Below are 22,572 nucleotides of genomic sequence, written 5' to 3' on the forward strand. Positions count from 1 at the left end.
ACACCCCGGTCAGTCCCCTCTCCTCTAAAAGGCGAGGGGAAAGGGAGCCGATTGGGGGCTTTTCAGAACCTGAGTTCGACTTGGTGGCACACGTCGGCGTAACTCGAAAGAACACCCCGGTCAGTCCCCTCTCCTCTAAAAGGCGAGGGGAAAGGGAGCCGATTGGGGGCTTTTCAGAACCTGAGTTCGACTCGGTGGCACACGTCGGCGTAACTCGAAAGAACACCTCGGTCAGTCCCCTCTCCCTCCGGGAGAGGGCTAGGCGGGCGGCGTTCCGATGAGGGGCTTTTCAAGCTTAGAAATCAATGGTGCCGGACAGCTTCGCCACCCGCGGCTCACCCTGAGTCAGATACCCACCCTGAGCCGATTCCCAGTACTTCTTGTTCGCCAGGTTCTCCACACCCAGACGCACGGTCACGTCTTTCTCCGACACCTTGAACGCATAACGCGCACCCGCATCGAAACGGTTCCAGGTCGGCAGGCTCAGATTGTTCGCCGCATCGGCGTACTGGCCGCCAGTACGCAGCATCCGCGCATTCAGCGCTACGCCCTGCAGACCGGGTACATCCCAGTCAGCGCCGGCGTTGAACTGGAAGGTCGGCACGCCGATCGCACGGTTGCCGTCGTTGGCACCGTTGAGGGTGTTCTTCAGCTCTGTGTCCATCAGGGTCAGGCCGCTGATCAGGCGCAGGCCCTGGATCGGCTCGCCGAACACGTTCATTTCCACGCCTTTGTTGATTTGCTCGCCTTCACGTACGTAGGTGCAGGTGGTGGGGCTGTTGATTTCGCAGTAACCATCGCTCGGTTGCTCGATGCGATAAACACCCAGGCTCGCGCCGTAAGTGCCCATGTCGACTTTCACTCCGACTTCGGTCTGCTTGGAGCGTTTCGGTGCATAAACCTCGTTGCCGTTGGTCACCTGGAATCCGCCGCTGCTGGTCGGCGAGGTCGGGCCCTGGGCCAGACCTTCGATGTGGTTGGCGTAGAACGACACGTGTTCCCACGGCTTGAACACCACGCCATACACCGGCGTAGTGATCGACTCGTCGTAGCTCGAGGAGCGCGGGCCGCTACCATAACTGGCGTAGCTGTAACCTTGCACCACCAGTTGCTGGCGACGCAGGCCAGCGGTGACCAGCAGGCGATCATCGAAGAAACCGAGGGTGTCGGAAATCGCGATGCTGCGGTTGAAGGTCTTGCCGACGATGCCCGGATCATTCAAGTCGCCGCCGGCAAAATTGCCCACTGGCGACGGCGTTTGCACCGGATGGTAGATGTTGTTGGCGTATCGGGTCAGATCGAAATCGTAAGCGCTGCGCTGTTCGGCCCAGATACCGGTCAACCCGAAATTGACCTTGTGACTGATCGCGCCGGTATTGAATTTTCCGTTGAGGCCCGCCATGACACTAGTGTTGTCTTCATCGTGAGGGACGAACGAACCCGTGGTGAACGAAGCGCCGCTATTGCCAACCAAAGTGGTCGAGTTGTAACGCCCGACTTCGCGGGTGTGCTTGGCGCCGCCAGCGGCGTAGGCGGTCCAGTTGTCGTTCAGGTCGTATTCGGCGCGGAGCATGCCGAAGGTGTCTTCGATGTCGGTATAGCCCCACTTCGGCGCGTAGTTGGTGTCGGCCGATGGTGCATCCGGAATGTGCGTGGCAGTGCCGAGGTTGACCGAGCTGCGGCCACCGTTGACGCGTTCTTTCTGGTAGGCGAAATCGCCGGAGATGCGCAGGGCGTCGCCGCGATAGTCGAGGCCGATGGCGAACAGTTTCGAACGCTGGTTTTCGTGATCGATACCGGTGTCGCCTTCGCGCTGGGACAGATTGATCCGAGCACCGAAGCGGTTGTCTTCACCGAAACGCTGGCCGATGTCGAAGTGATGACCGATACGGCCTTCGCTGTTGATGTCGGTGGTGTAACGACGCAGCGGCACGTCACCGGCGCGTTTCGGTTGCAGGTTGACGCCACCACCAATGCCGGAACCGGTCGGGGTCACGCCGTTGATAAAGGCGTTCGGGCCTTTGAATACTTCTACGCGCTCCAGGGCGTCGGTGGAAATGATCTGCCGGGGCAGCACGCCGTACAGGCCGTTATAGGAAATGTCATCGCCATTCAGCGGCAAGCCGCGAATCATGAAGACCTGCGCCTGGTTGGAGAAACCCGAGGCCTGACGTACCGACGAATCGTTGAGCAGCACGTCGGCGACGTTTTCGGCCTGCTGATCCTGAATCAATTGTTCGGTGTAGGACGCGGCGCTGAACGGCACGTCCATCATGTCCTGATTGCCGAGCACGCCGAGTTGACCACCACGGGCAACTTGTCCGCCGGAGTAGACCGGAGGCAGGGCACCGGGTGTCGGGGCCTGGGCATTGACGTTGACGTCGTCCAGCACCAGCGCTTTGGTATCGCCTTCGGCGGCGTAAGCGGTGACAGTCAGGGAGCACAGCAGGGCGAGAAGCGTCGGGCGAAACGGGACGGCGAGTCGAGCTGAAGCGGGCATGTAGATACCTGGAGGCGCACGGCCGGTGAGAAAAATAAGGGCGGCGCGGGAACTCCTTGCGCAAATGCGACTCCAGGTGCAAATGATAGATTTTCTCAGTAACGTTTTGCAATCAGTTTGTCATCAGCCGTTGGAAGCTCTATTTCGGGGCACTTGGCGGCGCAGGGAAATGAACATCAAGGGAACAGGGCCAGATCAGCGCAGTCCTAGCCTGCGCCATACCATTGAACGTATGGTGAACCCGGCACAACGGACTGGATGAAGTTACATGCACAACTTTCGATTACCGATCACGCTCGCCGCACTGCTGGTGCTCGCCGGTTGCGCGGGGCAGCGCAGCCAGGAGCCGGTGCCGCGTGCGCCTGCCGAAGTGAAGGCCGAGATTGTGCGGCTGATGCCGGCCAAGACGGCCGATCGGCAAGGCTGGGCCACCGATATCTACGCCGCATTTGCCGCGCAAAACATCAGCCCGACCACGCAGAATCTGTGTTCGGTACTGGCCGTCGCCGAGCAGGAATCCACCTTCCAGGCCGACCCCTCCGTGCCCGGCCTGGGCAAAATCGCCCGCGACGAAATCGATCGCCGCGCCGCCAAAGTGCATATTCCCAGCCTGTTGGTCAGCGGCGCTCTGCAAGTGCGTTCAACCAACGGCAAGACCTACAGCGAACGCCTGAATGCGGCACGCAGTGAGAAAGAACTCAGTGGCATTTTCGACGACTTCATCGGTCGGGTGCCGATGGGCCGCACGCTGTTCGGCGGCTTCAACCCGGTGCACACCGGCGGGCCGATGCAGGTCAGCATCGAGTTTGCCGAGCAACACGCCAAGGATTATCCGTACCCGGTGGACGGCACGATCCGCCGTGAAGTGTTCAGCCGCCGTGGTGGCATGTATTTCGGTATCGCGCATTTGCTCGGTTATCCGGTGAGTTATCGCGAGCCGCTGTATCGGTTTGCCGACTTCAACGCCGGTTGGTACGCCAGTCGCAATGCTGCGTTTCAGAATGCGGTCAGTCGCGCCTCGGGCATTCCACTGGCGCTGGATGGCGACCTGATCCGCTACGACTCGATCATGCCCGGCGGCACGGAACTGGCGGTACGCACTCTCGGCAAGTCGCTGGGCATGCGCAACCCGACCATTCGCGATCAACTGGAGAAGGGCAAAACCCTGGAATTCGAAGAGACCAGACTCTATCAGCGGGTGTTCGAACTGGCGGAGCAAGCGGAGGGGAAAAAGCTGCCGCGTGCGGTGTTACCGGGGATCGTGCTGCAGAGTCCGAAGATCACCCGCAAGCTCACGACGGCCTGGTTTGCCAAACGCGTGGATGAGCGCTACAAGCGCTGCATGGCCAAGGCCGGCTAAAACACACAGACATAAAAAACCCGGCCAAGGGAGCCGGGTTTCTCTGGGGTGTTGCGTTTGCAGCCATGCATTCAGGCAACGCGGCGTTCGAGCAGACGATCCGAGCCACCTTCGGCAACGCGGCGTTCGAGCAGACGATCCGAACCACCTTCAGCAACGCGGCGTTCGATCAGACGATCCGCACCACCTTCAGCAACGCGGCGTTCCAGCAGACGATCAGCGCCACCTTCAGCCACGCGGCGTTCCAGCAGACGATCCGAACCACCTTCAGCAACGCGACGTTCAAGCAGACGATCCGAACCACCTTCAGCAACGCGGCGTTCAATCAGACGATCCGAACCACCTTCAGCCAAACGGCTTTCGATCAGTTTGTCCGAGCCGCCTTCGGCGATCATGGTGTGGGCCGGGGTGGCGGCGAAAGCGTTGATAGCGAAGACCGAGAAAGCGATGCCGAGAAGGGTTTGGCGTTTCATGATGGTGTGCTCCGGGGTGTTGTTGGTTGGTATGGAGCCGATGTTACGCCGGAGATTTTTTATGAGAACTTCATTGCCGTGATGGTGAACATCGATAGCAATGATGGTTGATGTAGGAGCTGCCGCAGGCTGCGATCTTTTGATCTTGATCTCTGAAAACGTCAAAAGATCGTCCGATCGCGGCCCGAGCCTTCGGCAGCCTCCTACAGGGGAATGTTACAAGACTTTGACAGCACGCCCGATCGCCTGAATCGGCCCGGTCGGTTTACCGATCGGCGAGCCATTGGCGCCCTCAAGTGTCAGCTCGAACAACTGATTGGGTTGCAGCGGCGGCAACTTGTCCAGCGGCACCGATAAGGCCTGCCCGGGTTTGACCAGTCCCAGCGAAACCGGCCCTTGCCAGCCGTCAGCCTTGGTCCAGAACTCCAGGGCTTTGTCCGCCGGCACCTCAACCACACCGAGCGGAATCAGCTGAATCTCATGCGAATTGCTCGCCTGGATCACCCAGCCCGGGGCCTTGTCCTGCGGCGCGACCAGCACCACCAGAAAGCTTGGTTTCGGTGTGGTCTGGGTCAACAGGATCGAACCCAAAATCAACGTGGCGGCCAATCCGATAGCACTCAACCCGCGCCAGAGTGGCAGCAGGTTCCACCATGAAGTCGACGGCGCTTGTCGGTCGAGGCTGCGTTCGATGCGCGGCCACAACAGCGCAGACGGTTGCTGCGAGGGGGCAAGATCAGTCAACTCCAGCAGGCGCCGCTCCCAGGCATCCACCGCTGCACGCAATTCGGGTTCGTTGGGCAAGCGCCGTTGCACCTCGATCCGCTGTTCAAAAGAAAGCGTGCCGAGCACATATTCGCCGGCCAGTTCATCGCGGTCTTGCGCTGATTCGCTGGTCATCCCATGCACTCCCGCAAGGCGTTGAGGCTGCGTTTGATCCTCGCTTTGACCGTGCCCAGCGGCGTGTCGAGGCGCGCGGCAATCTGCGCGTGGCTGTAGCCGTCGACATAGGCATGCAGGATGCAGTGGCGGCGTTGCGGCTCCAGTTGCTCAAGGCAACGGTGGATACGCGCCGAATGAACTTGGGCGTCGAAGCCGTCATCGTCTGCAGCCACTTCGTGAGCTTCGTCGAATGGTGTTTCCCGGCCCTGATCGCGTAGCAGATTCAGCGCGAGATGACGCGTCACCGTGAACATCCAGCCCCGCGCCGAACCGCGTGCCGGGTCAAACCCCGCCGCGCCGTTCCAGATCTTGATGAACGCCTCATGAACGATGTCCTCCGCCAGCGCCGTATCGCGCACCAGACGCTTGGCCACACCGAGCAGACGCGGGCCTTCCTGCACATACAAATCGCGCAGGGCCGCACGCTCGCCACGGGCACAGGCAGCGAGGCGGGCTTCGTAATCGAACGCGGATTCGGCTAAAGGCATGTCGTGCAATCTAGCTCACATTCCGCAAACATCCAGAACACATGATTCCCCTTGTAGGCCTTCGCCTGCTCGCGATAGCGGTGTGTCAGTGATGCATATGTTGGCTGACACTCCGCTATCGCGAGCAGGCGAAGGCCTACAGGGGAGGCGGTAAATCCGGGAATCAGTTCGCCGCCCAGAAAATGTAATCGGCTTGATACTTCACCACTTCCTGCTTGCCCTTGTTCGCCGCCGTGCATTCGCTGCCCGGTGCCACGCCACCCTTGAGAGCGACGCGCTGGATGTAACTCACGCCGTTCATCGCGCCTTTGCCTTCGGCCGGATTGGCCTTGACCAGTTGATAGGGCAGGTTGCCCGGGCTGGACGGCGCCACGGCCAATTGCGTGCCGGTGACTTTCGAACCGTCCTTGGCCTGCCAGGTAGCCGGCGGGCCAAAGTAGGTGCCGACCTGCTTGCCGCTGCGATCATTGAGCACCGCTTTCGGGCCGACGAAGGTCCACTCGGTCTGCCCGGGCGCATTGGCTTTGTCCCGGCATTCGTAGGTGATCTCACCGACGCCGGTGGTTTCCATCGCGATCTTGTGGCCGTCCGGGACTTTGATCGCGTCGGGATAGCTGCTTTGGGCGAAGGTCGTCGAGGACAGGGCGAGCAAACCGGTGAGGCCAATCAGCTGGGTGATGTTCATCAGTGTTATCTCCGAAAAGGGTAAACCGCTGACAGCCGAAGAGGGCTGTTACAAGGACTACCCGTGGCGGAGGTGTTTGGATGCAGTGCCTGAAAAATATTTTTTGGACCACTTCTATACCTGTGGGAGCTGGCTTGCCAGCGATAGCGGTGGGTCAGCGAAGGGGATGTCGACTGACCCGGCGCCATCGCTGGCAAGCCAGCTCCCACAGGGTTTTGTGTCGGGCTTCAGGCCGGAGGCGTTCAAGAGCTCTTGGGTGTAGGGGTGTTTGGGCGCGGCGAAAATCTCGCGCGACGAACCCTGCTCAACCACCTTGCCATCCTTGATCACCATCAAGTCATGCGCCAACGCATGCACCACTGCCAGGTCATGGCTGATAAACAAATAGGTCAGCCCATGCCTGATCTGCAATTGCCGCAACAACTCCACCACCTGTTTCTGCACCGTACGATCCAGCGCCGATGTCGGCTCATCGAGCAGAATCAGCGCCGGCTCCAGCACCAGTGCGCGGGCGATGGAAATGCGCTGGCGCTGGCCGCCGGAAAACTCATGGGGATAACGATGGCGGCTCTGTGGATCGAGGCCGACTTCCTCCAGCACCCGAATCACCGCCGCCTCACGCTCGGCCTCGGTGCCGATGCCGTGAGTCAGCAAGCCTTCGGCAATAATCTGCTGCACTGACATCCGTGGGCTGAGGCTGCCGAACGGGTCCTGGAACACCACTTGAATCTGCCGCCGCAACGGCCGCATCAAACGTTGATTGAGCAAGCTCAGTTGCTTGTTACCAAAACGGATATTGCCCTCGGACTCGACCAACCGCAGGATCGCCTGACCCAGCGTCGATTTACCCGAACCTGACTCACCGACAATCCCCAAAGTCTTGCCCCGTTGCAGGGTGAAACTCACGCCGTCCACCGCTTTGATGTAATCCTGCTGGCGGCTGAACAACGCCTTGGGCAACGGAAACCACACCTTCAGATCATCAACTTCGAGCAGGTTGTGATCATACTCACTCGGCACCGGCCCACCGCTCGGCTCAGCCTCGATCAACAAGCGGCTGTAAGGATGCTGCGGCGCGCGAAACAACGCTTCGCAATCCGCCTGCTCGACGATTTCACCATGGCGCATCACGCACACCCGTTGCGCGATGCGCCGCACCAGATTGAGGTCATGGCTGATCAGCAACAGCGACATGCCAAGGCGTTGCTGCAACTCGATCAGCAACTCGAGAATCTTCTGCTGCACCGTGACGTCGAGCGCCGTGGTCGGCTCATCGGCGATCAACAGCTCCGGCTCATTGGCCAGCGCCATGGCGATCATCACCCGTTGCCGCTGACCACCGGAGAGTTGATGTGGATAGGCTTTCAAGCGCTGCAACGGCTGGCGAATGCCGACCAGTTCCAGCAGCTCCAGAGTCCGTTCGCGGGCAGCGCGGCCCTTGAGGCCTTTGTGAGTCTCCAGTACTTCGCTGACTTGCTTTTCCACCGTGTGCAACGGATTGAGCGAGGTCATCGGCTCCTGAAAAATCATCGCAATGCGGTTGCCGCGCAAACCGCGCATCTGCTGCTCGCTGGCGTGCAGTAAATCCACGCCGTTGTAGCGGATCGCGCCGCTGCTGCTGACGTTCTTGCCCGGCAATAAACGCAGAATCGAATGCGCCGTCACCGACTTGCCCGAGCCGGATTCACCGACCAGTGCCAGACATTCGCCACGGCGAATATCCAGGTTCAAACCGTGCACCACTTCTTGCCCGGCGAAGGCCACGCGCAGATCGCGGATCTCGATCAAATTGTCGTTCATCTCAGCTCCGGGGATCGAATGCATCACGGCAAGCCTCACCAATAAAAACCAACAAGGACAGAATCAGTGCCAGGGCAAAAAACGCCGTCAGCCCTAGCCACGGCGCTTGCAGGTTGCGCTTGGCCTGACCGATCAATTCGCCCAGCGACGCGGTGCCAGCCGGCATGCCGAAGCCAAGAAAATCCAGCGCAGTCAGCGTCGCAATCGCACCAGTCAGAATGAATGGCAGATAGGTGAGGGTGGAGGTCATCGCGTTGGGCAGAATATGCCGGCACATCAGCTCGTTGTCGGTCAGACCCAGCGCTCGCGCGGCTTTGACGTATTCCAGATTGCGCCCACGGAGGAACTCGGCGCGCACCACATCGACCAGCGCCAGCCAGGAAAACAGCGCCATGATCCCCAGCAACCACCAGAAACTCGGCGAGACGAAGCCGGACAGAATGATCAGCAGGTACAGCACCGGCAACCCCGACCAGATCTCCAGCACCCGTTGCCCGAGCAAGTCGACCCAGCCACCGTAATAACCCTGCAACGCCCCGGCAACGATGCCGATCAACGCACTGATGCCGGTGAGGATCAGCGCAAACAGAATCGAAATCCGCGTGCCGAAAATCACCCGCGCCAGCACATCGCGCGCCTGATCATCGGTGCCCAGCCAGTTGCTTGCTGACGGTGGACTCGGCGCTGGTTCGCTGAGATCGTAATTGACCGTGTCGTAACTGAACGGGATCGGCGGAAACAACATCCAGCCGCCCTGATCCTCGATCAGTTTGTGTACATAGCTGCTGGCGTAATCCGGCTGAAACGGCAACTCGCCGCCGAAATCGGTTTCCAGATAATCGCTGAGGATCGGGAAGTAAAAAGCGTTGTGATAGCGAATCACCAACGGTTTGTCGTTGGCGATCAGCTCACCGCCGAGACAAATCAGGCACAGGCCGACAAACAGCCACAGCGACCAGCGTCCGCGCCGGTTGGCCTTGAACTGCGCAACACGACGCTGGCCGAGAGGAGAAAGTGTGAACATCAGGCAGTCCTCGCCGAGAAGTCGATGCGCGGGTCGAGCAGGGTGTAGCAGAGATCGCCGATCAGCTTGATCAACAGGCCGAACAGGGTGAACAGGAACAGCGCACCGAACACCACCGGGTAATCCCGCGACACCGCCGCCTCATAGCTCATGCGCCCGAGGCCATCGAGGTTGAAGATGGTTTCGATCAGCAGGGAGCCGGCGAAAAACACTTCGATCAGCGCCGACGGCACACCGGCCACCACCAACAGCATGGCGTTGCGGAACACATGGCCGTAGAGCACGCGGCGCTCGGTCAAACCCTTGGCCCGCGCGGTGATCACGTACTGGCGGCTGATCTCGTTGAGGAAGCTGTTCTTGGTCAGAATGGTCAGCGTGGCGAAACCGCCAATCACCAGCGCCGTCACTGGCAACACCAGGTGCCAGAGGTAGTCGCCGACTTTGCCCAAGGTGCTGAGGCTGTCGAAGTTATCCGAGACCAGCCCCTGCACCGGAAACCAGTTGACGTAGCTGCCGCCGGCGAACACCACGATCAACAGAATCGCAAAGAGGAACGCCGGCATCGCATAGCCGATGATGATCGCCGTGCTGCTCCAGACATCAAACGCGCTGCCGTTCCTGATCGCTTTGCGAATGCCCAGGGGGATCGAAATCAGGTAAGTCATCAACGTCGCCCACAACCCCAGCGACAGCGACACTGGCAGCTTCTGCACAATCAGATCAGTGACCTTGGCGCCGCGAAAGAAACTGCTGCCCAGATCCAGCTGCGCGTAGTTTTTCAGCATCAGCCACAGGCGTTCGTGCATCGGCTTGTCGAAGCCGTAATGGTGTTTGATCTCCTCGATCAACGCCGGATCGAGGCCACGGCTGCTGCGGCCCGCGCCGCCAACCGCAGTAACCTCGCCACCACCGCCCATGCTGTGCCCGCCGAAGCCTTGCAAGCGGGCGATGGCTTGCTCCACCGGCCCACCCGGCGCAGCCTGCACAATCAGAAAATTCACCACCAGAATGCACAACAGCGTCGGGATGATCAGCAGCAAACGTCGACTCAGATAACGCAGCATGTCACTGGCCCCCCGCAAGCTGAGTGTGCATCTGCTGGGTGGTCAACGCCTTGGCCGAGACCTCCCACCAGGTGTTGAGGCCTTCGTCGTACGCCGGTTGCACGGGCGGCATGCCGAAGCGGTTCTGATACACCGTCGGCGTGCCTTTGGAGTAGTAGTTGGGAATCATGTAGTAACCCCATTGCAGCACCCGGTCGAGGGCGCGGGCGTAATGCACCATGGCCTCGCGGGTGTTGGCCTGAACCAGTCCGTCGATCAATTGATCGACCGCCGGGTTGGCCAGCACCATCGAGTTCGAACTGCCGACTTGCGTGGCGCTTTGCGAGGCGTACAGGCTGTACAACTCGCGGCCGGGAGAGACGATCGGATCGCCGCTGCGAGGGAAAGCGACGACGATCATGTCGTAGTCGCGGGCGTTGAGGCGGTTGATGTATTGCGCCGAATCGATGCGCCGCAAATTCAGCGTGATGCCAATCTGCGCGAGGGTGCGTTTGAACGGCAGCAGCATGCGATCGAAGCCGCCCTGACCGTCGAGGAAGGTGAACTCCAGCGGCTCGCCAGCAGCGTTGACCAGACGATTGTGTTGCGGCGTCCAGCCAGCCTCGGCGAGCAGCTTCAGCGCTTGCAGTTGTTTGTCGCGGATGTAGCCGCTGCCATCGGTTTTCGGTGCCACATACACGGTCGTGAAAACTTCGTCGGGAATCTGTCCGCGCAGTGGTTCGAGGATCTTCAATTCTTCGGCATCAGGTAGCGCGGTGGCGGCCATTTCGCTCTTCGGCCAGAAGCTGTTCTGGCGCACGTAGAAACCGCGCATCATCTGTTTGTTGGTCCACTCGAAATCCCACAGCAGGCTGATCGCCTGACGCACGCGGCGATCCTTGAAGAACGGGTTCTGCATGTTGAATACGAAGCCCTGAGCGGCGGTGGGTTTGTCCGGAGCGAGGATCGACTGCTGCAAGCGGCCGTCGCGCAACGCCGGGCTGTCATAGCCGACCACATAACCAGACGAGGAGAACTCGCGGTTGTAGTCGAACGCGCCGGCCTGCAACAGTTGCCGGGCGACGTCGGTGTCACCGTAGAAATTCACCGTGAGGGTGTCGAAGTTGTACATCCCGCGACTCACCGGCAGGTCCTTGCCCCACCAGTCCGGATCGCGCTCGAAACTGATGCTGCGCCCGGCGTCGACTTTGCTGACCCGGTACGGTCCGCTGCCCAGCGGTGGCTCGAAACCGCCGCCATTGGCGAAGTCGCGGGTTTTCCACCAATGCTCGGGGACGATGCGCATCGTCGCCAGGTCCAGCGCCAAGGTGCGGTTGAGATTGTTCTTGAAGGTGAAGCGCACCTGCCGCGGGCCTTCGATCAGCACGTCCTGCACATCGGCGTATTGCTGGCGATAACTCAAGCTGCCCTTGGTCATCAGCAGGTTGAAGGTGTAGCGCACGTCTTCGGCGGTGATCGGCGCGCCGTCGGCGAAACGTGCTTTTGGATTGAGGGTGAAACGCACCCACAAGCCTTCGGGGTCGCGCTCGATCTGTTGCGCGACCAGTGCGTAAACGGTGTAGGGCTCGTCGAGCGAACGGAACGCCAATGGCGAGTACACCCAGTCGTTGACCTGCACCACGGAAATGCCCTGATCGGCATAAGGGGTGATGTAGTTGTACTGGCCGATCTCCATCGACGCACGGCTGAGCGAACCACCCTTGGGCGCCTTGGGATCGACGAAATCGAAGTGCTGGAAGTTCGCCGGGTACTTCGGCGCCTCGTCGTACACCGTCAGCGCATAACTGCCGCCGGCCAGCGCCGAGGTGCCGGTGCACAGCAGCGCACTGCCCAAAAGCAGGCCCGCCATGTTGCGCAAAAAACTCATGAAGTCACTCCTGAAAATCCCTGAAGGAACCCGGTCCCCATGTGGGAGCTGGCTTGCCAGCGATAGCGGTACGTCAGTGAAGTAAATGTCGACTGATACGACGCTATCGCTGGCAAGCCAGCTCCCACAGGGTTTTGCGGTGCTCGCTCTTTAGAAGTGGTAAGTCATGCGCGCAAACAAGGTGCGGCCCAGCGGATCGGTGTAGCGCGGGTCATAGCCGCTCTGAAAGTTGTAGGCCTGGTTGGAGAACGGCGGGTTGCGGTCGAACACGTTCTTCATCCCGGCATCGACATCCAGCACCTTGTTGAAGGTGTAGCCGGCCGACAGGTCCCACACCGAATACGACGCCACGCGCGCGTGGGTGTCGCGGTCGTAGTCGTTGTAACCCGTGGTGAAGCGGTTGGTCAGTGCCGCCCGCGCCGCGCCGAAGGTCCAGCTGCCGGTGAGGTTGTGCTTCCAGCGCGCGATCACGCCGTCACCCTGAAAGTCGCCAACCTTGTCGGTGAACGGGCCCTTGATGGTGCTCTGGAAGTCGTACTCGTCCACATAGGTGCCTTGCAGGCCCAGACCGAACTGACCGTACGGCGTGTTCGGGAAGCGGTAATCGAGCGACACATCGACACCGTTGGTTTCGACAATGCCGAGGTTGGCGTTACCGGTGACGATGTAGTTGAGCGTGCCGTCGGCGTTGCGCACGAAGCGGTCCGGGTAGGAGCCGGCCTGATCAAACACGGTGGATTCCGGGAACGGCTGGATCTGGTTGGAGATGTGAATCCACCAGAAATCCAGACCCACCGACAAGTTGTTGATCGGCTGATACACGAAGCCCAGCGTCACGTTGCGCGCCTTCTCCGGGGCCAGATCCTCGTTGCCGCCGATCTGGTGGAGGAACTGCTGACCGCAATCGCGGCCGCCGTTGCCGCCCGGTTGCACCACGCCGCCAGTACACAGCACCGGGTCGTTGTAGTAGCCCTGGGTGAAGGTGATGCTGCGTGGCGAATACAGCTCGTACAGCGACGGCGCACGGAAACCTTCGCTGTACGCGCCACGCACCACCAGCTCTTTCAACGGCTGATAACGGAACGAGTATTTCGGGTTGGTGGTGCTGCCGAAGTCGCTGTATTTGTCGTGGCGCACGGCGGCGGACAGTTCGAGGCTGTCGAGCACCGGCACGTTGATTTCCGCGTAGGCGGCTTTGACGCTGCGGTCGCCTTCGACGCTGCCGGCCGGGTCGATACCGAGGCTCTGAATGTCGCCGGCGAACGACTCGAAGTCCTGATGGAATTTCTCTTTGCGGTACTCGCCGCCCAGCGCCAGACCGGACGGGCCGGCGCCGAACCAGTCGCCGATCTCGCGGCTGATGCGTCCGTCAAAACCGGCCACACGGCCAACGGCAGTGGAGTAGGCGCCGTGGTACGCCGCGTCGTCGATGTACTGCTGTCCGGCAGCGGATTGCGGGCCGAACGGGTTGAGCAAACCACTGGCCAGACCATTGATCATCGCCTGATCGCTGACAAAGCCATTGGTGACGCTGGAGACGATTTTGTTCTGGTTGTACGAGGCGCCGACGTTGTAATCCCAGCCGGCGACCAGACCATCGAAACTGAGCAGGAAGCGCTGGCTGGTGTTCTGGTCTTTCGATTCCCGCGGGCCGGCAGCGGTTTCACGCCAGTTGACGTCCACCGGTTGGGTCGGGTCGAGGGCGAAATCGGTGGGCGCCGGTGTGATGCCGTTGCCGGGATAGTAGGGCGACGAGGAATCGAGGCTCAGACCGGTCAACGGCGCAGGGCCGATCGCCGTGGCGTTGTTGTTGCGCGACCAGAAGTACTCGAGGTTGACGTTGTGATCGTCGCCGAGTTTGCCGGTGGTCTTGCCGAAGAACGAAGTCTTCTCGGTCTGCGGCACCAGGTCGATGTATTCACGGGTGCTGAAGCGGCACAAGCCGTCGCGGGCGATCAGGTTGGGGCCGTTGCAATTGCTGTTGGCCAACGGGTTGGTGGCGTTGCCGTTCTGGCTGTAGTTACCGGGAAATGCGGTGCCGGAAGTCTGATCGAGACCGCGACCGGGGGCATAGTCAGTGGCAAAAGAGCGATCGTTGGCGTCGAGGTTCTGCTGCTTGTTGTAGTTGAACACGCCGAGGACGTTGAAGCGGTCCTCTTCCAGGTCGCCGTAGCCCCAACTGGCGCTCATGTCTTTGGTTTGGCCGCCGCCGCTGTGGGTCGGGGTTTCGCCGCCGAGGGTCAACTGGCCGTCGGTCAGGGATTTCTTGGTGATGAAGTTGATCACACCGCCGATGGCGTCAGTGCCGTACAGCGCCGACGCGCCGTCACGCAACACTTCCACGCGTTCGATGGCGGCAAACGGGATCATGTTCAGATCCACCGCGCCGCCGGCCGAGTTGGTGCCGGACAAGGCGTTGTTGGCCAGACGTCGACCGTTGAGCAGCACCAGCGTCTTGTTCGCGCCGATGCCGCGCATGTCGGCGAACGAGGCGCCGCCAGTGGCTGCGCCGACTGAGCCTGCGCTGTTGTTGATCGACTGGCTGCCGGTGATGCGCTGGACCAGTTCGGCGGTGGTGGTCACGCCCTGTTTGCGCAGTTCATCGGCCTTGAGAATGGTGATCGGCACCGCCGTTTCCGCATCGACCCGGCGAATCGCCGAGCCCGTCACTTCGACCCGTTGCAGTTGCGTGGTCGGCGCAACCACCGCCGCAGCTGCCGGGACGGAAGCGTTGTCGTCCTCGGCCGCTTGCACAGTCCCAGCGCCCATCCCCATGGCCACCAGATACAACGGAACAAAACGGTGGCGAGAAATCGTGGCCACCAAGGGTTTGAGCGTGAAGCGTGGAGTGTTCATCAGCATGGTTATTTCCGACTTTTTAGACGTTATCGAATTGGCCTTGTGAGCCCCTCATTGCTCCGCTATCGGTGATACCGCGTGCGGAAAACCACTTTCTTCAAGCAAGCCGATCCCCTCCGAAGACGCGTGGCGTTTTTTCGGTCGGCTGATTGCGACAGGATTCAGCGGGCGGTGGCGGGCGCGTCTCTCAAGACCCGGCCGCCACCGCACTCAGTGGGTGGTCATCACCGATATTTTGGTAATACCCGAGCGTTCGATCGACGCCATGGCTTTCGCCACCTGGCCGTAATTGACGGCGGAGTCGGCCTGCAACTGCACGCGGACTTCGGCGTCCTTGGCCTTGACCTCCTTGAGGCTGGCTTCCAGCGATTCCGGGGCCAACTCGGTTTTCGCCAGATAGAACTTGCCGTCCTGATCGACGCTGACCACCACCGGGTCTTTCTTTTCGGCGGGGGCGACGGCGTCGGTTTTCGGCAGATTCACTTTGATCGCGTTGGTCATCAGCGGCGCGGTGACGATGAACACCACCAGCAGCACCAGCATCACGTCGACCAACGGCGTGACGTTCATTTCGCTGAGTACTTCATCGCTGTCTTGAGTGGAGAACGACATCAGCTGGCCTCCCGCACGGCGGCTGTGGTTTTGCTGGCGATGGCCTGACGGCTGATGGAAAACGCACTGCGCGAGGCGAGGGCGTCGAAGTCGTGGGCGAAGTCATCCATGTCCGCCGAGGCCAGTTTCAAACGGCGTAGGAAGAAGTTGTAAATCAGCACCGCTGGCACGGCGACAGCGATGCCGACACCGGTGGCGATCAGTGCGTGACCGATCGGCCCAGCCACTGCTTCAAGGCTGGCCGAACCGGTTTCGCCGATGCTTTTCAGCGCTTCCATGATTCCCCACACGGTGCCGAACAGGCCAATGAACGGCGCGGTGCTGCCGATACTGGCGAGGATCGCCTGGCCGTTTTCCAGCGAGCGGCGTTCCTTCTGGATCTGCTGGCGCAGGTTGCGTTCCAGGCGATCCGAGCGGTTGATGGTGTGTGCCAGTTGTTGGGTGGTGCGCGGCGAGTCTTCCACCAGCAGCGCTTCGAAACCGCTGCTGGCAATGCGCGCCAGCGAGCCCGGATACTGGCTGGCGTGTTCGGCGGCAGTGAGCAGATCCGGCGCGCCCCAGAAGGCTTTGGTGAACTGTTTGTTCTGCGCTTTCTGCCGCAGGTACTGCGCCGACTTGACCAGCAGGATCGCCCAGCTGACCACGGAAAACAGCACCAGACCCCAGAGCACGCCGGGGACAATCATCGAAGACAAATCGTTCATGGTGATACCTCGCTTGCGTTATTCGGTTGTGCGTTGATTGAGCGTTCGGTTATTGCGGCAATTTGAAATCGATGGTCTGGGTGGCGAAGCCGTCGATCGGCGTGTCACCGCGTTTGGCCGGAATAAATTTCCAGTTCTTCACGGCGGCAACAGCCGCGTCATCCAGTTGCGGTTTGCCGCTGGATTTGGTCACCGTCACCGAGCCGGCGCGACCATTGGCCAGCACCTGAATGCGCAGCACCACGCTGCCTTCCCAGTTGCGCCGCAGCGCCAGCGACGGGTATTCCGGCGGCGGGTTGCCGAGGCTGGCGAGACCGGAAATCGCTGCCGATTCCTTGACCGGACCCGGCGCGGCGGCAGGGGCCGGCGGTGCGCTCGGGGTGGCCGGGGCAGCGGGTGCAGCCGGTTGTGCCGGGGCCGGTGGAGCTTTCGGCGGCTCGACCTTTTTCACCGGTTTCGGCTTCTCGACCGGTTTTGGTTTTTCGATCGGCTTGGGCTTCTCCACCGGTTTCGGCGGTGGCTTGACCGCGTCCTCGTCTTCCACCGGTTGTTCAGGTTCCGGCGGTGGTGGAGGAGGCGGCGGTGGCGGCGGTTCCGGAGTGGGCGGTGCCGGTGGCGTCGGGCTGGTCAGCTCGACGGTCATTTCCGGAATCTGCGGCGGCGTTGGCAATGGCTGTGTTTTCGATTGCTGGAGAAACCACCAGGCGCCGCCATGTATCAGCGCCGACACAGCGACCAGCAACACCATCTGCTGTTTATTCAGACCACCGGGTTGCGAGGTATTGGCTTTAAACGCCGGCCTGCCCGGTGGCGGCGGAATTGGCGCTTCCCGCAACGGCCCCGGCAGGGTTCTGTGCTTTACCGCATCGTTCATTAAAGCTCCCTCGGGTTGATGAAGGGCAATAAGGTGCCGTCCGAACATCCAGGGGATATTCGAGTGGGTGGGTGTAACTTTCTTCAAGGTGTGCAGAAGCCGATAGTTGAACTATCCGGTTAACAAGGCTTGTGCAAACTTACTGGCTTGGCGTCATCGACTTCGAGTGTTCATTAGCCATTCCCTGGTTGTTCTTCTATTACGTGAGCGCACTGTCGGTGTCTCATGCTTGTTACACATAGCAACCGCTGTGCCACATGTTGCTGAAATGTAGAGTGCGTATTTCATGAGTGTTACCCATGTCGCATTTATATAAGTTTTACCCTTGTCGTGGTTTTTCCATGGCGCGCAGATTGCCGTTATTCCGGTTGAGGGAGCTTTTTCACAGGCGAGTCAGGCTGTGCGCCATATCACGCGGGTTGGCGGGATAGAGCGGCTGCGCAACTGGCGGCCAAGGCACTTGCTGGTGCGCGGCGGACTGAATTGGTGCGGGTCAATGTTTTAGCGGCTCACGGGGCATGTTCCTTGTTGTTGTTTAAATGAAATCACTGTTTTAAGTATTGAATAGTGCAAGCCCGTGGAGCAGTTTTGGTGCACTTGCAATGGCACTAAAAGTTATTGTTCGACAATCCTGCTGTCGTTCGATGCACACTGCATTTGTGCAATAACTGCCCGAGTCTTATTTAAAAAATAAATAGCACGCTGCCGTCGGCCAATAACTCATTGCCGAACGCAGTGCGCTGTCGAGGTGTCAGGTAATAAAGTAAGAGTGAAGGTAGCCGGGACTGTTCGGATGAACTCGGCGGCGAACGGATAAATGCAAAGAGGCTGTGATGCGGCAAAGCGTTTGAAGATTCACTCGGTGAACTCCTTGTTGCCAGCTCGGATACGCGAACTTTTGGTTCGGTATCGCACCTTACAAGAACGCGGATAGCGTTCGATGATTGCTCTTGGTGCGGGATGGGCACCGCCAGCGCTGTTTTGCGAGGTTTGAATTCGCAAGTCGCGAGTGCATGGGAAAACCGTGCCAAAACCGATACACAGGCAGATTTTTTCTACACCCACGCTACAGCCATCTACCCTGTGGCAATGGTCTTTTCGGGGGGATTGGATATGTACCAGCTCTACGGGCACAGAAATTCAGGCGCAGCCGCCATCGAAGCGGCGCTGGAACTGTGCCAGATCGCTTACCGTTTCATTGATATCGAAGCCAGCACCGAAGCCGCCGAGGCACTGGCCCAGCTCAATCCACTCAAGCAGATACCGACCTTGCAACTGCCCGACGGCAGCGCTCTCACCGAGAGTGCGGCGATCCTGATTCATCTGGGCCTGACGTTTCCCAAGTCCGGCCTGCTGCCAGCCAAGGCGGATGATCGCGATCAGGCCATTCGCGGTCTGGTCTACATCGTCAGCAATTGCTACGCAGCGATCGGCGTCATCGATTATCCAGAGCGCTGGCTGCTGATGCCCGACGAAGCCTCGCGACAGAATCTGGTGGCCGGCGCGCGTGAGCGTTTGCACTGGAGTTGGGAGGTATTTGCCGACCAGTTTTCCGCCGAGCTGTATCTGGATGACGAAACCCCGGGGGCGCTGGATGTGCTGGCGGCGGTGGTGACGCGCTGGGCGGGCAGCCGCGAGCATTTGCGCCAGACGCGGCCGGGGTTTTATGCGTGGTTGCAGCGAATTGACCGGCATCCGGTGCTGGCACCGGTGTTTGCCCGGCATTGGCCGTCCTGAACACACCGCAGATTCAAATGTAGGAGTGAGCCTGCTCGCGATAGCGGTCTGTCACCTACAAATAAGGTGGCTGACAGAACGCTATCGCGAGCAGGCTCACTCCTACAGGGGGCGGTGGTGTCTTCGGGATTTATTCCCCGCGAATGTACTGCTCCAACTGCTTGATCAACTCCGCCTGTTCGGCAATCGCTTCCTTGACCAGGTCACCGATCGACAGCAGGCCGATCAACTTGCCGTTCTCCACGACCGGCAAGTGGCGCAGGCGTTTGTCCGACATGATGCCCAGGCAGGTGTCGACGGTTTGGTGGGTGTCGACGGTGATCACGTTCGCCACCATGATGTCGCGCACCGGCGTGCCCACGGATGAGCGGCCATGCAGTACCAATTTGCGCGCATAGTCCCGTTCGCTGATGATGCCGACCACTTTTTCGTCTTCGACCACCAGCAAGGCGCCGACGTTTTTCTCGGCCATCTTCATCAGCGCTTCGAGCACCATGTGATCAGGTTTGATCTGGTGCACTTCCTGATTTTTCTGATCTTTGAGCTTGAGCAGTTGGGCGACGGTCTTCATGGCGGTTACTCAGGTGTTGTCGTTGTTATCCAAGCATCGTAGACGCAAGCGCGCAGGGCAAGGTGGCAAAGCGGCAGATAACACGCAAAAAACGTCATTTGCCGGGTTTTTCCGTGGCTGGCGGCTATTTATCGCCAGAGTCATCCCAGGCAATGCCGCGTAGAATGCCCCTCTGTTTCAATTCCTGAGGTTGCAGTGGTGGATTTACCGCAGGGCTTCGTCCTGACCCGGCATTGGCGCGATACGCCGGCCGGCACCGAAGTCGAGTTCTGGCTGGCGACCGACGCCGGGCCGCGCCGTGTGCGCCTGCCGCATCAGCCGTCGGTGGCGTTTGTTCCTGCCGAGCAGCGCGAGGCTGCCGAACGTCTGCTGCACGACGAAAAGAACGTCGAACTGCGCCCGTTGGCCCTGCAGGATTTCGAACATCGCCCGGTGCTCGGTCTGTATTGTCAGCAACACGGCCAGTTGATGCGCCTGGAAACCGCGCTCAACCGCAACGGGGTCGACGTCTACGAAGCCGACGTGCGCCCGCCGGAGCGCTATCTGATGGAGCGCTTTATCACCGCACCGGTGCGGTTCAGCGGCACGCCCGATGCCGACGGCGTATTGCTCAACGCCCAGCTCAAACCTGACCCCGATTACCGACCGAAGCTGCGCCTTGTCTCGCTCGACATCGAAACCACCGAAACCGGCGAGTTGTATTCGATTGCCCTCGAAGGGTGCGGCGAACGTCAGGTGTACATGCTCGGTGCGCCGAACGGCGACGCCAGCATCGTCGACTTTGATCTTGAATACTGCGATTCGCGCACGGTCATTCTGAAGAAACTCAACGACTGGTTCGCCCGTCACGACCCCGACGCGATCATCGGCTGGAACGTCGTACAGTTCGATTTGCGCATCCTCCACGAGCACGCGCGGCGCCTCGGCGTGCCGCTGAAGATCGGCCGTGGCGGCGAAGAGATGCAATGGCGCGAACACGGCAGCCGCAATCACTACTTCGCCTCCGCAGCGGGGCGGCTGATCATCGACGGTATCGAGTCCCTGCGTTCAGCGACCTGGAGCTTCCCGTCGTTCAGTCTGGAAAACGTTGCCCAGACTCTGCTCGGCGAAGGCAAGTCGATCGACAACCCGTACCAGCGCATGGACGAGATCAACCGCATGTTCGCCGAGGACAAACCGGCGCTGGCCAAGTACAACCTCAAGGACTGCGAACTGGTCACTCGGATCTTCGCCAAGACCGAGTTGCTGACCTTTCTGCTCGAGCGCGCCAGTGTCACCGGACTGCCGGCGGACAGAAGCGGTGGCTCGGTAGCAGCGTTCACGCATTTGTATATGCCGTTGATGCACCGACAGGGTTTTGTCGCGCCGAATCTCGGCACCAATCCGCCGCAGGCCAGCCCCGGCGGGTTTGTCATGGACTCGCAACCGGGCCTGTATGAGTCGGTGCTGGTGCTCGATTACAAGAGCCTTTATCCATCGATCATTCGCACCTTTCTGATCGACCCGGTCGGCCTGATCGAAGGCTTGCAACACCCGGACGATAGCGACTCCGTGCCGGGCTTCCGAGGTGCGCGGTTCTCGCGTACCCGGCATTGTCTGCCGTCAATCGTTTCGCGGGTGGCCGAAGGTCGTGAGACCGCCAAGCGCGAGCACAACGCACCGTTGTCGCAAGCGCTGAAAATCATCATGAACGCCTTCTACGGCGTGCTCGGCTCCAGCGGCTGCCGCTTCTTCGATACGCGGCTGGCCTCATCGATCACCCTGCGCGGTCACGAGATCATGCTGCGCACGCGCAAGCTGATCGAAGAGCAGGGCCACGCGGTGATCTATGGCGACACCGACTCGACCTTCGTCTGGCTGCGTCGTCCGCATGGGCAGGAGGAGGCGGCGAACATCGGTCATGCGCTGGTCAAACACGTCAACGACTGGTGGCGCGCGCATGTGCGTGATGAATATGGCCTGGAAAGCGCGCTCGAACTGCAATTCGAAATTCACTACAAACGCTTTCTGATGCCGACCATTCGCGGCGCGGAGGAGGGCAGCAAAAAACGTTATGCCGGCCTCGTCACCCGCGCTGATGGCAGCGATGAAATGGTTTACAAAGGCCTGGAAACCGTGCGCACCGACTGGTCGCTGCTGGCCCGGCAATTCCAGCAGGAACTCTACGAGCGGATCTTCCAGCGCAAGCCGTATCAGGATTACGTGCGTGACTACGTGCGCAAAACCCTCGCCGGTGAATTCGATGATCGCCTGGTCTACCGCAAACGCCTGCGCCGCACCCTCGACGATTACGAACGCAACGTCCCGCCGCATGTGCGCGCGGCGCGGCTGGCCGACGACTACAACGCCCAGCACGGGCGCCCACGGCAGTACCAGAATGGCGGCTGGATCAGCTACGTCATCACCCTGGCAGGTCCCGAACCGCTGGAAGTGCGCCGCGCCGCGATCGACTACGACCACTACATCACCCGGCAACTGCAACCGGTGGCGGACGCGATTCTGCCGTTTGTCGACGACGATTTCTCAACCCTGATCGGGGGGCAACTGGGCCTGTTTTGAGTCGAGCAGTTGCAGCGTCCATTCGTCGAGAATGCCGTGGAAGTAGCGTTCCAGCGCCTGATTGAACACGCTGTCTTCAGCGGCAAACTGGGCGAACAGAGTCATTGAGGAATGGAATTTCAGGTCATCGGGATGGCCGAAAATCTCCGCAATCGAACGCTGTTGCACCTTCAGCACGAACTGCGTGCAAGTCCGCAGGCGTGCGCCGAGCAGTTCGTGAGCCAGATAAGCCCGGGCTTCCTCGGCCGAACCGATGGCGTAGCGCCGGGACATTTCACTGCCGCCCAGGCCGGCGAACTGCGGAAAGACAAACCACATCCAGTGGCTGCGTTTGCGGCCCTCATCGAGTTCGCGTTGCACGCGCTCGAACACCGGGTCTTGGGCCTGGACAAAGCGTTGCAGGTTGAACGGGTCGTACTGATCAGTGCTTCTCATCGCGAAGCCCTCGCCAGC

The 22,572-nt window shown here is 60.4% G+C and carries 18 protein-coding genes; 3 read left to right on the top strand and 15 right to left on the bottom strand.

Annotation, left to right across the window (positions count from 1 at the left end; all coding sequences use genetic code 11):
* Positions 1-295: 295 nt before the first annotated feature.
* Positions 296-2,500, bottom strand: a complete 2,205-nt coding sequence (locus ACM6JQ_RS04695) for a TonB-dependent receptor (protein WP_414893314.1) — start codon at positions 2,498-2,500, stop codon at positions 296-298.
* 268 nt (positions 2,501-2,768) lie between these two features.
* Between ACM6JQ_RS04695 and ACM6JQ_RS04700 the strand changes: the two genes are divergently transcribed.
* Positions 2,769-3,860, top strand: a complete 1,092-nt coding sequence (locus tag ACM6JQ_RS04700; RefSeq protein ID WP_414893315.1) for a DUF1615 domain-containing protein — start codon at positions 2,769-2,771, stop codon at positions 3,858-3,860.
* A 71-nt stretch (positions 3,861-3,931) separates the two neighbouring features.
* On the opposite strand, the gene ACM6JQ_RS04705 is transcribed toward ACM6JQ_RS04700, so the two are convergent.
* The 12 genes from ACM6JQ_RS04705 to ACM6JQ_RS04760 form a co-directional block, all read right to left on the bottom strand.
* On the bottom strand, positions 3,932-4,333 hold the full coding sequence (locus ACM6JQ_RS04705) for a hypothetical protein (protein WP_414893316.1): 402 nt from the start codon (positions 4,331-4,333) through the stop codon (positions 3,932-3,934).
* Between the two features lie 216 nt (positions 4,334-4,549).
* Entirely contained in the window at positions 4,550-5,233 is a 684-nt protein-coding gene (locus tag ACM6JQ_RS04710; RefSeq protein ID WP_414893317.1) for an anti-sigma factor domain-containing protein, read from the bottom strand.
* Entirely contained in the window at positions 5,230-5,763 is a 534-nt protein-coding gene (locus ACM6JQ_RS04715) for a sigma-70 family RNA polymerase sigma factor (protein WP_414893318.1), read from the bottom strand. The genes ACM6JQ_RS04710 and ACM6JQ_RS04715 overlap by 4 nt, the downstream gene beginning before the upstream one ends.
* 163 nt (positions 5,764-5,926) lie before the next feature.
* Positions 5,927-6,448, bottom strand: coding sequence for a DUF3455 domain-containing protein (locus tag ACM6JQ_RS04720; protein ID WP_414893319.1), 522 nt, complete (start codon positions 6,446-6,448; stop codon positions 5,927-5,929).
* Between the two features lie 114 nt (positions 6,449-6,562).
* Positions 6,563-8,248 carry an ABC transporter ATP-binding protein gene (locus tag ACM6JQ_RS04725; RefSeq protein ID WP_414893320.1) on the bottom strand — a complete coding sequence of 562 codons (1,686 nt, stop codon included), beginning with the start codon at positions 8,246-8,248 and terminating at the stop codon, positions 6,563-6,565.
* Position 8,249: 1 nt separating this feature from the next.
* Positions 8,250-9,272 carry an ABC transporter permease gene (locus ACM6JQ_RS04730; protein ID WP_038363484.1) on the bottom strand — a complete coding sequence of 341 codons (1,023 nt, stop codon included), beginning with the start codon at positions 9,270-9,272 and terminating at the stop codon, positions 8,250-8,252.
* Entirely contained in the window at positions 9,272-10,336 is a 1,065-nt protein-coding gene (locus tag ACM6JQ_RS04735) for a microcin C ABC transporter permease YejB (RefSeq protein ID WP_095114279.1), read from the bottom strand. The genes ACM6JQ_RS04730 and ACM6JQ_RS04735 overlap by 1 nt, the downstream gene beginning before the upstream one ends.
* A 1-nt stretch (position 10,337) precedes the next feature.
* On the bottom strand, positions 10,338-12,203 hold the full coding sequence (locus ACM6JQ_RS04740; protein ID WP_414893321.1) for an extracellular solute-binding protein: 1,866 nt from the start codon (positions 12,201-12,203) through the stop codon (positions 10,338-10,340).
* Between the two features lie 150 nt (positions 12,204-12,353).
* A complete protein-coding gene (locus ACM6JQ_RS04745) occupies positions 12,354-15,065 on the bottom strand; it encodes a TonB-dependent receptor (RefSeq protein ID WP_176472374.1) in 2,712 nt (903 codons plus the stop codon).
* A 207-nt stretch (positions 15,066-15,272) separates the two neighbouring features.
* Positions 15,273-15,674, bottom strand: a complete 402-nt coding sequence (locus ACM6JQ_RS04750; RefSeq protein WP_007918272.1) for an ExbD/TolR family protein — start codon at positions 15,672-15,674, stop codon at positions 15,273-15,275.
* Positions 15,674-16,360 carry a MotA/TolQ/ExbB proton channel family protein gene (locus ACM6JQ_RS04755; RefSeq protein ID WP_371857975.1) on the bottom strand — a complete coding sequence of 229 codons (687 nt, stop codon included), beginning with the start codon at positions 16,358-16,360 and terminating at the stop codon, positions 15,674-15,676. Before ACM6JQ_RS04755 ends, ACM6JQ_RS04750 begins: the two co-directional genes overlap by 1 nt.
* Before the next feature lie 67 nt (positions 16,361-16,427).
* The gene (locus ACM6JQ_RS04760) at positions 16,428-17,252 is read right to left on the bottom strand and encodes an energy transducer TonB (RefSeq protein ID WP_095114281.1); all 825 of its coding nucleotides are present in this window, start codon (positions 17,250-17,252) and stop codon (positions 16,428-16,430) included.
* Between the two features lie 1,113 nt (positions 17,253-18,365).
* Between ACM6JQ_RS04760 and ACM6JQ_RS04765 the strand changes: the two genes are divergently transcribed.
* A complete protein-coding gene (locus ACM6JQ_RS04765; protein ID WP_007949951.1) occupies positions 18,366-18,989 on the top strand; it encodes a glutathione S-transferase in 624 nt (207 codons plus the stop codon).
* Between the two features lie 130 nt (positions 18,990-19,119).
* Here the strand turns inward: ACM6JQ_RS04765 and ACM6JQ_RS04770 are convergent, their stop codons facing one another.
* The gene (locus ACM6JQ_RS04770) at positions 19,120-19,560 is read right to left on the bottom strand and encodes a CBS domain-containing protein (protein ID WP_007918278.1); all 441 of its coding nucleotides are present in this window, start codon (positions 19,558-19,560) and stop codon (positions 19,120-19,122) included.
* A 198-nt stretch (positions 19,561-19,758) separates the two neighbouring features.
* Here ACM6JQ_RS04770 and ACM6JQ_RS04775 point away from each other — a divergent pair, with 198 nt between their 5' ends.
* Positions 19,759-22,119, top strand: a complete 2,361-nt coding sequence (locus ACM6JQ_RS04775) for a DNA polymerase II (RefSeq protein ID WP_414893322.1) — start codon at positions 19,759-19,761, stop codon at positions 22,117-22,119.
* Here ACM6JQ_RS04775 and ACM6JQ_RS04780 read toward each other — a convergent pair.
* Positions 22,084-22,554 (bottom strand): DUF1810 domain-containing protein, encoded by a 471-nt coding sequence (locus ACM6JQ_RS04780; protein ID WP_414893323.1) that lies wholly within the window; start codon positions 22,552-22,554, stop codon positions 22,084-22,086. The genes ACM6JQ_RS04775 and ACM6JQ_RS04780 overlap by 36 nt on opposite strands.
* Between the last annotated feature and the right edge of the window lie 18 nt (positions 22,555-22,572).

The sequence above is a fragment of the Pseudomonas sp. IT-232MI5 genome, from assembly GCF_949767845.1.
GTDB lineage: Bacteria > Pseudomonadota > Gammaproteobacteria > Pseudomonadales > Pseudomonadaceae > Aquipseudomonas.

What these genes read in the sequence shown, in the direction of transcription:
- ACM6JQ_RS04765 (WP_007949951.1), top strand. Translation starts at nt 18,366, where the DNA reads ATGTACCAGCTCTACGGGCACAGAAATTCAGGCGCAGCCGCCATCGAA.
- ACM6JQ_RS04710 (WP_414893317.1), bottom strand. Translation starts at nt 5,233, where the DNA reads ATGACCAGCGAATCAGCGCAAGACCGCGATGAACTGGCCGGCGAATAT.
- ACM6JQ_RS04705 (WP_414893316.1), bottom strand. Translation starts at nt 4,333, where the DNA reads ATGAAACGCCAAACCCTTCTCGGCATCGCTTTCTCGGTCTTCGCTATC.
- ACM6JQ_RS04695 (WP_414893314.1), bottom strand. Translation starts at nt 2,500, where the DNA reads ATGCCCGCTTCAGCTCGACTCGCCGTCCCGTTTCGCCCGACGCTTCTC.
- ACM6JQ_RS04770 (WP_007918278.1), bottom strand. Translation starts at nt 19,560, where the DNA reads ATGAAGACCGTCGCCCAACTGCTCAAGCTCAAAGATCAGAAAAATCAG.
- ACM6JQ_RS04750 (WP_007918272.1), bottom strand. Translation starts at nt 15,674, where the DNA reads ATGTCGTTCTCCACTCAAGACAGCGATGAAGTACTCAGCGAAATGAAC.
- ACM6JQ_RS04700 (WP_414893315.1), top strand. Translation starts at nt 2,769, where the DNA reads ATGCACAACTTTCGATTACCGATCACGCTCGCCGCACTGCTGGTGCTC.
- ACM6JQ_RS04725 (WP_414893320.1), bottom strand. Translation starts at nt 8,248, where the DNA reads ATGAACGACAATTTGATCGAGATCCGCGATCTGCGCGTGGCCTTCGCC.
- ACM6JQ_RS04740 (WP_414893321.1), bottom strand. Translation starts at nt 12,203, where the DNA reads ATGAGTTTTTTGCGCAACATGGCGGGCCTGCTTTTGGGCAGTGCGCTG.
- ACM6JQ_RS04760 (WP_095114281.1), bottom strand. Translation starts at nt 17,252, where the DNA reads ATGAACGATGCGGTAAAGCACAGAACCCTGCCGGGGCCGTTGCGGGAA.
- ACM6JQ_RS04745 (WP_176472374.1), bottom strand. Translation starts at nt 15,065, where the DNA reads ATGCTGATGAACACTCCACGCTTCACGCTCAAACCCTTGGTGGCCACG.
- ACM6JQ_RS04735 (WP_095114279.1), bottom strand. Translation starts at nt 10,336, where the DNA reads ATGCTGCGTTATCTGAGTCGACGTTTGCTGCTGATCATCCCGACGCTG.
- ACM6JQ_RS04730 (WP_038363484.1), bottom strand. Translation starts at nt 9,272, where the DNA reads ATGTTCACACTTTCTCCTCTCGGCCAGCGTCGTGTTGCGCAGTTCAAG.
- ACM6JQ_RS04715 (WP_414893318.1), bottom strand. Translation starts at nt 5,763, where the DNA reads ATGCCTTTAGCCGAATCCGCGTTCGATTACGAAGCCCGCCTCGCTGCC.
- ACM6JQ_RS04755 (WP_371857975.1), bottom strand. Translation starts at nt 16,360, where the DNA reads ATGATTGTCCCCGGCGTGCTCTGGGGTCTGGTGCTGTTTTCCGTGGTC.
- ACM6JQ_RS04780 (WP_414893323.1), bottom strand. Translation starts at nt 22,554, where the DNA reads ATGAGAAGCACTGATCAGTACGACCCGTTCAACCTGCAACGCTTTGTC.
- ACM6JQ_RS04720 (WP_414893319.1), bottom strand. Translation starts at nt 6,448, where the DNA reads ATGAACATCACCCAGCTGATTGGCCTCACCGGTTTGCTCGCCCTGTCC.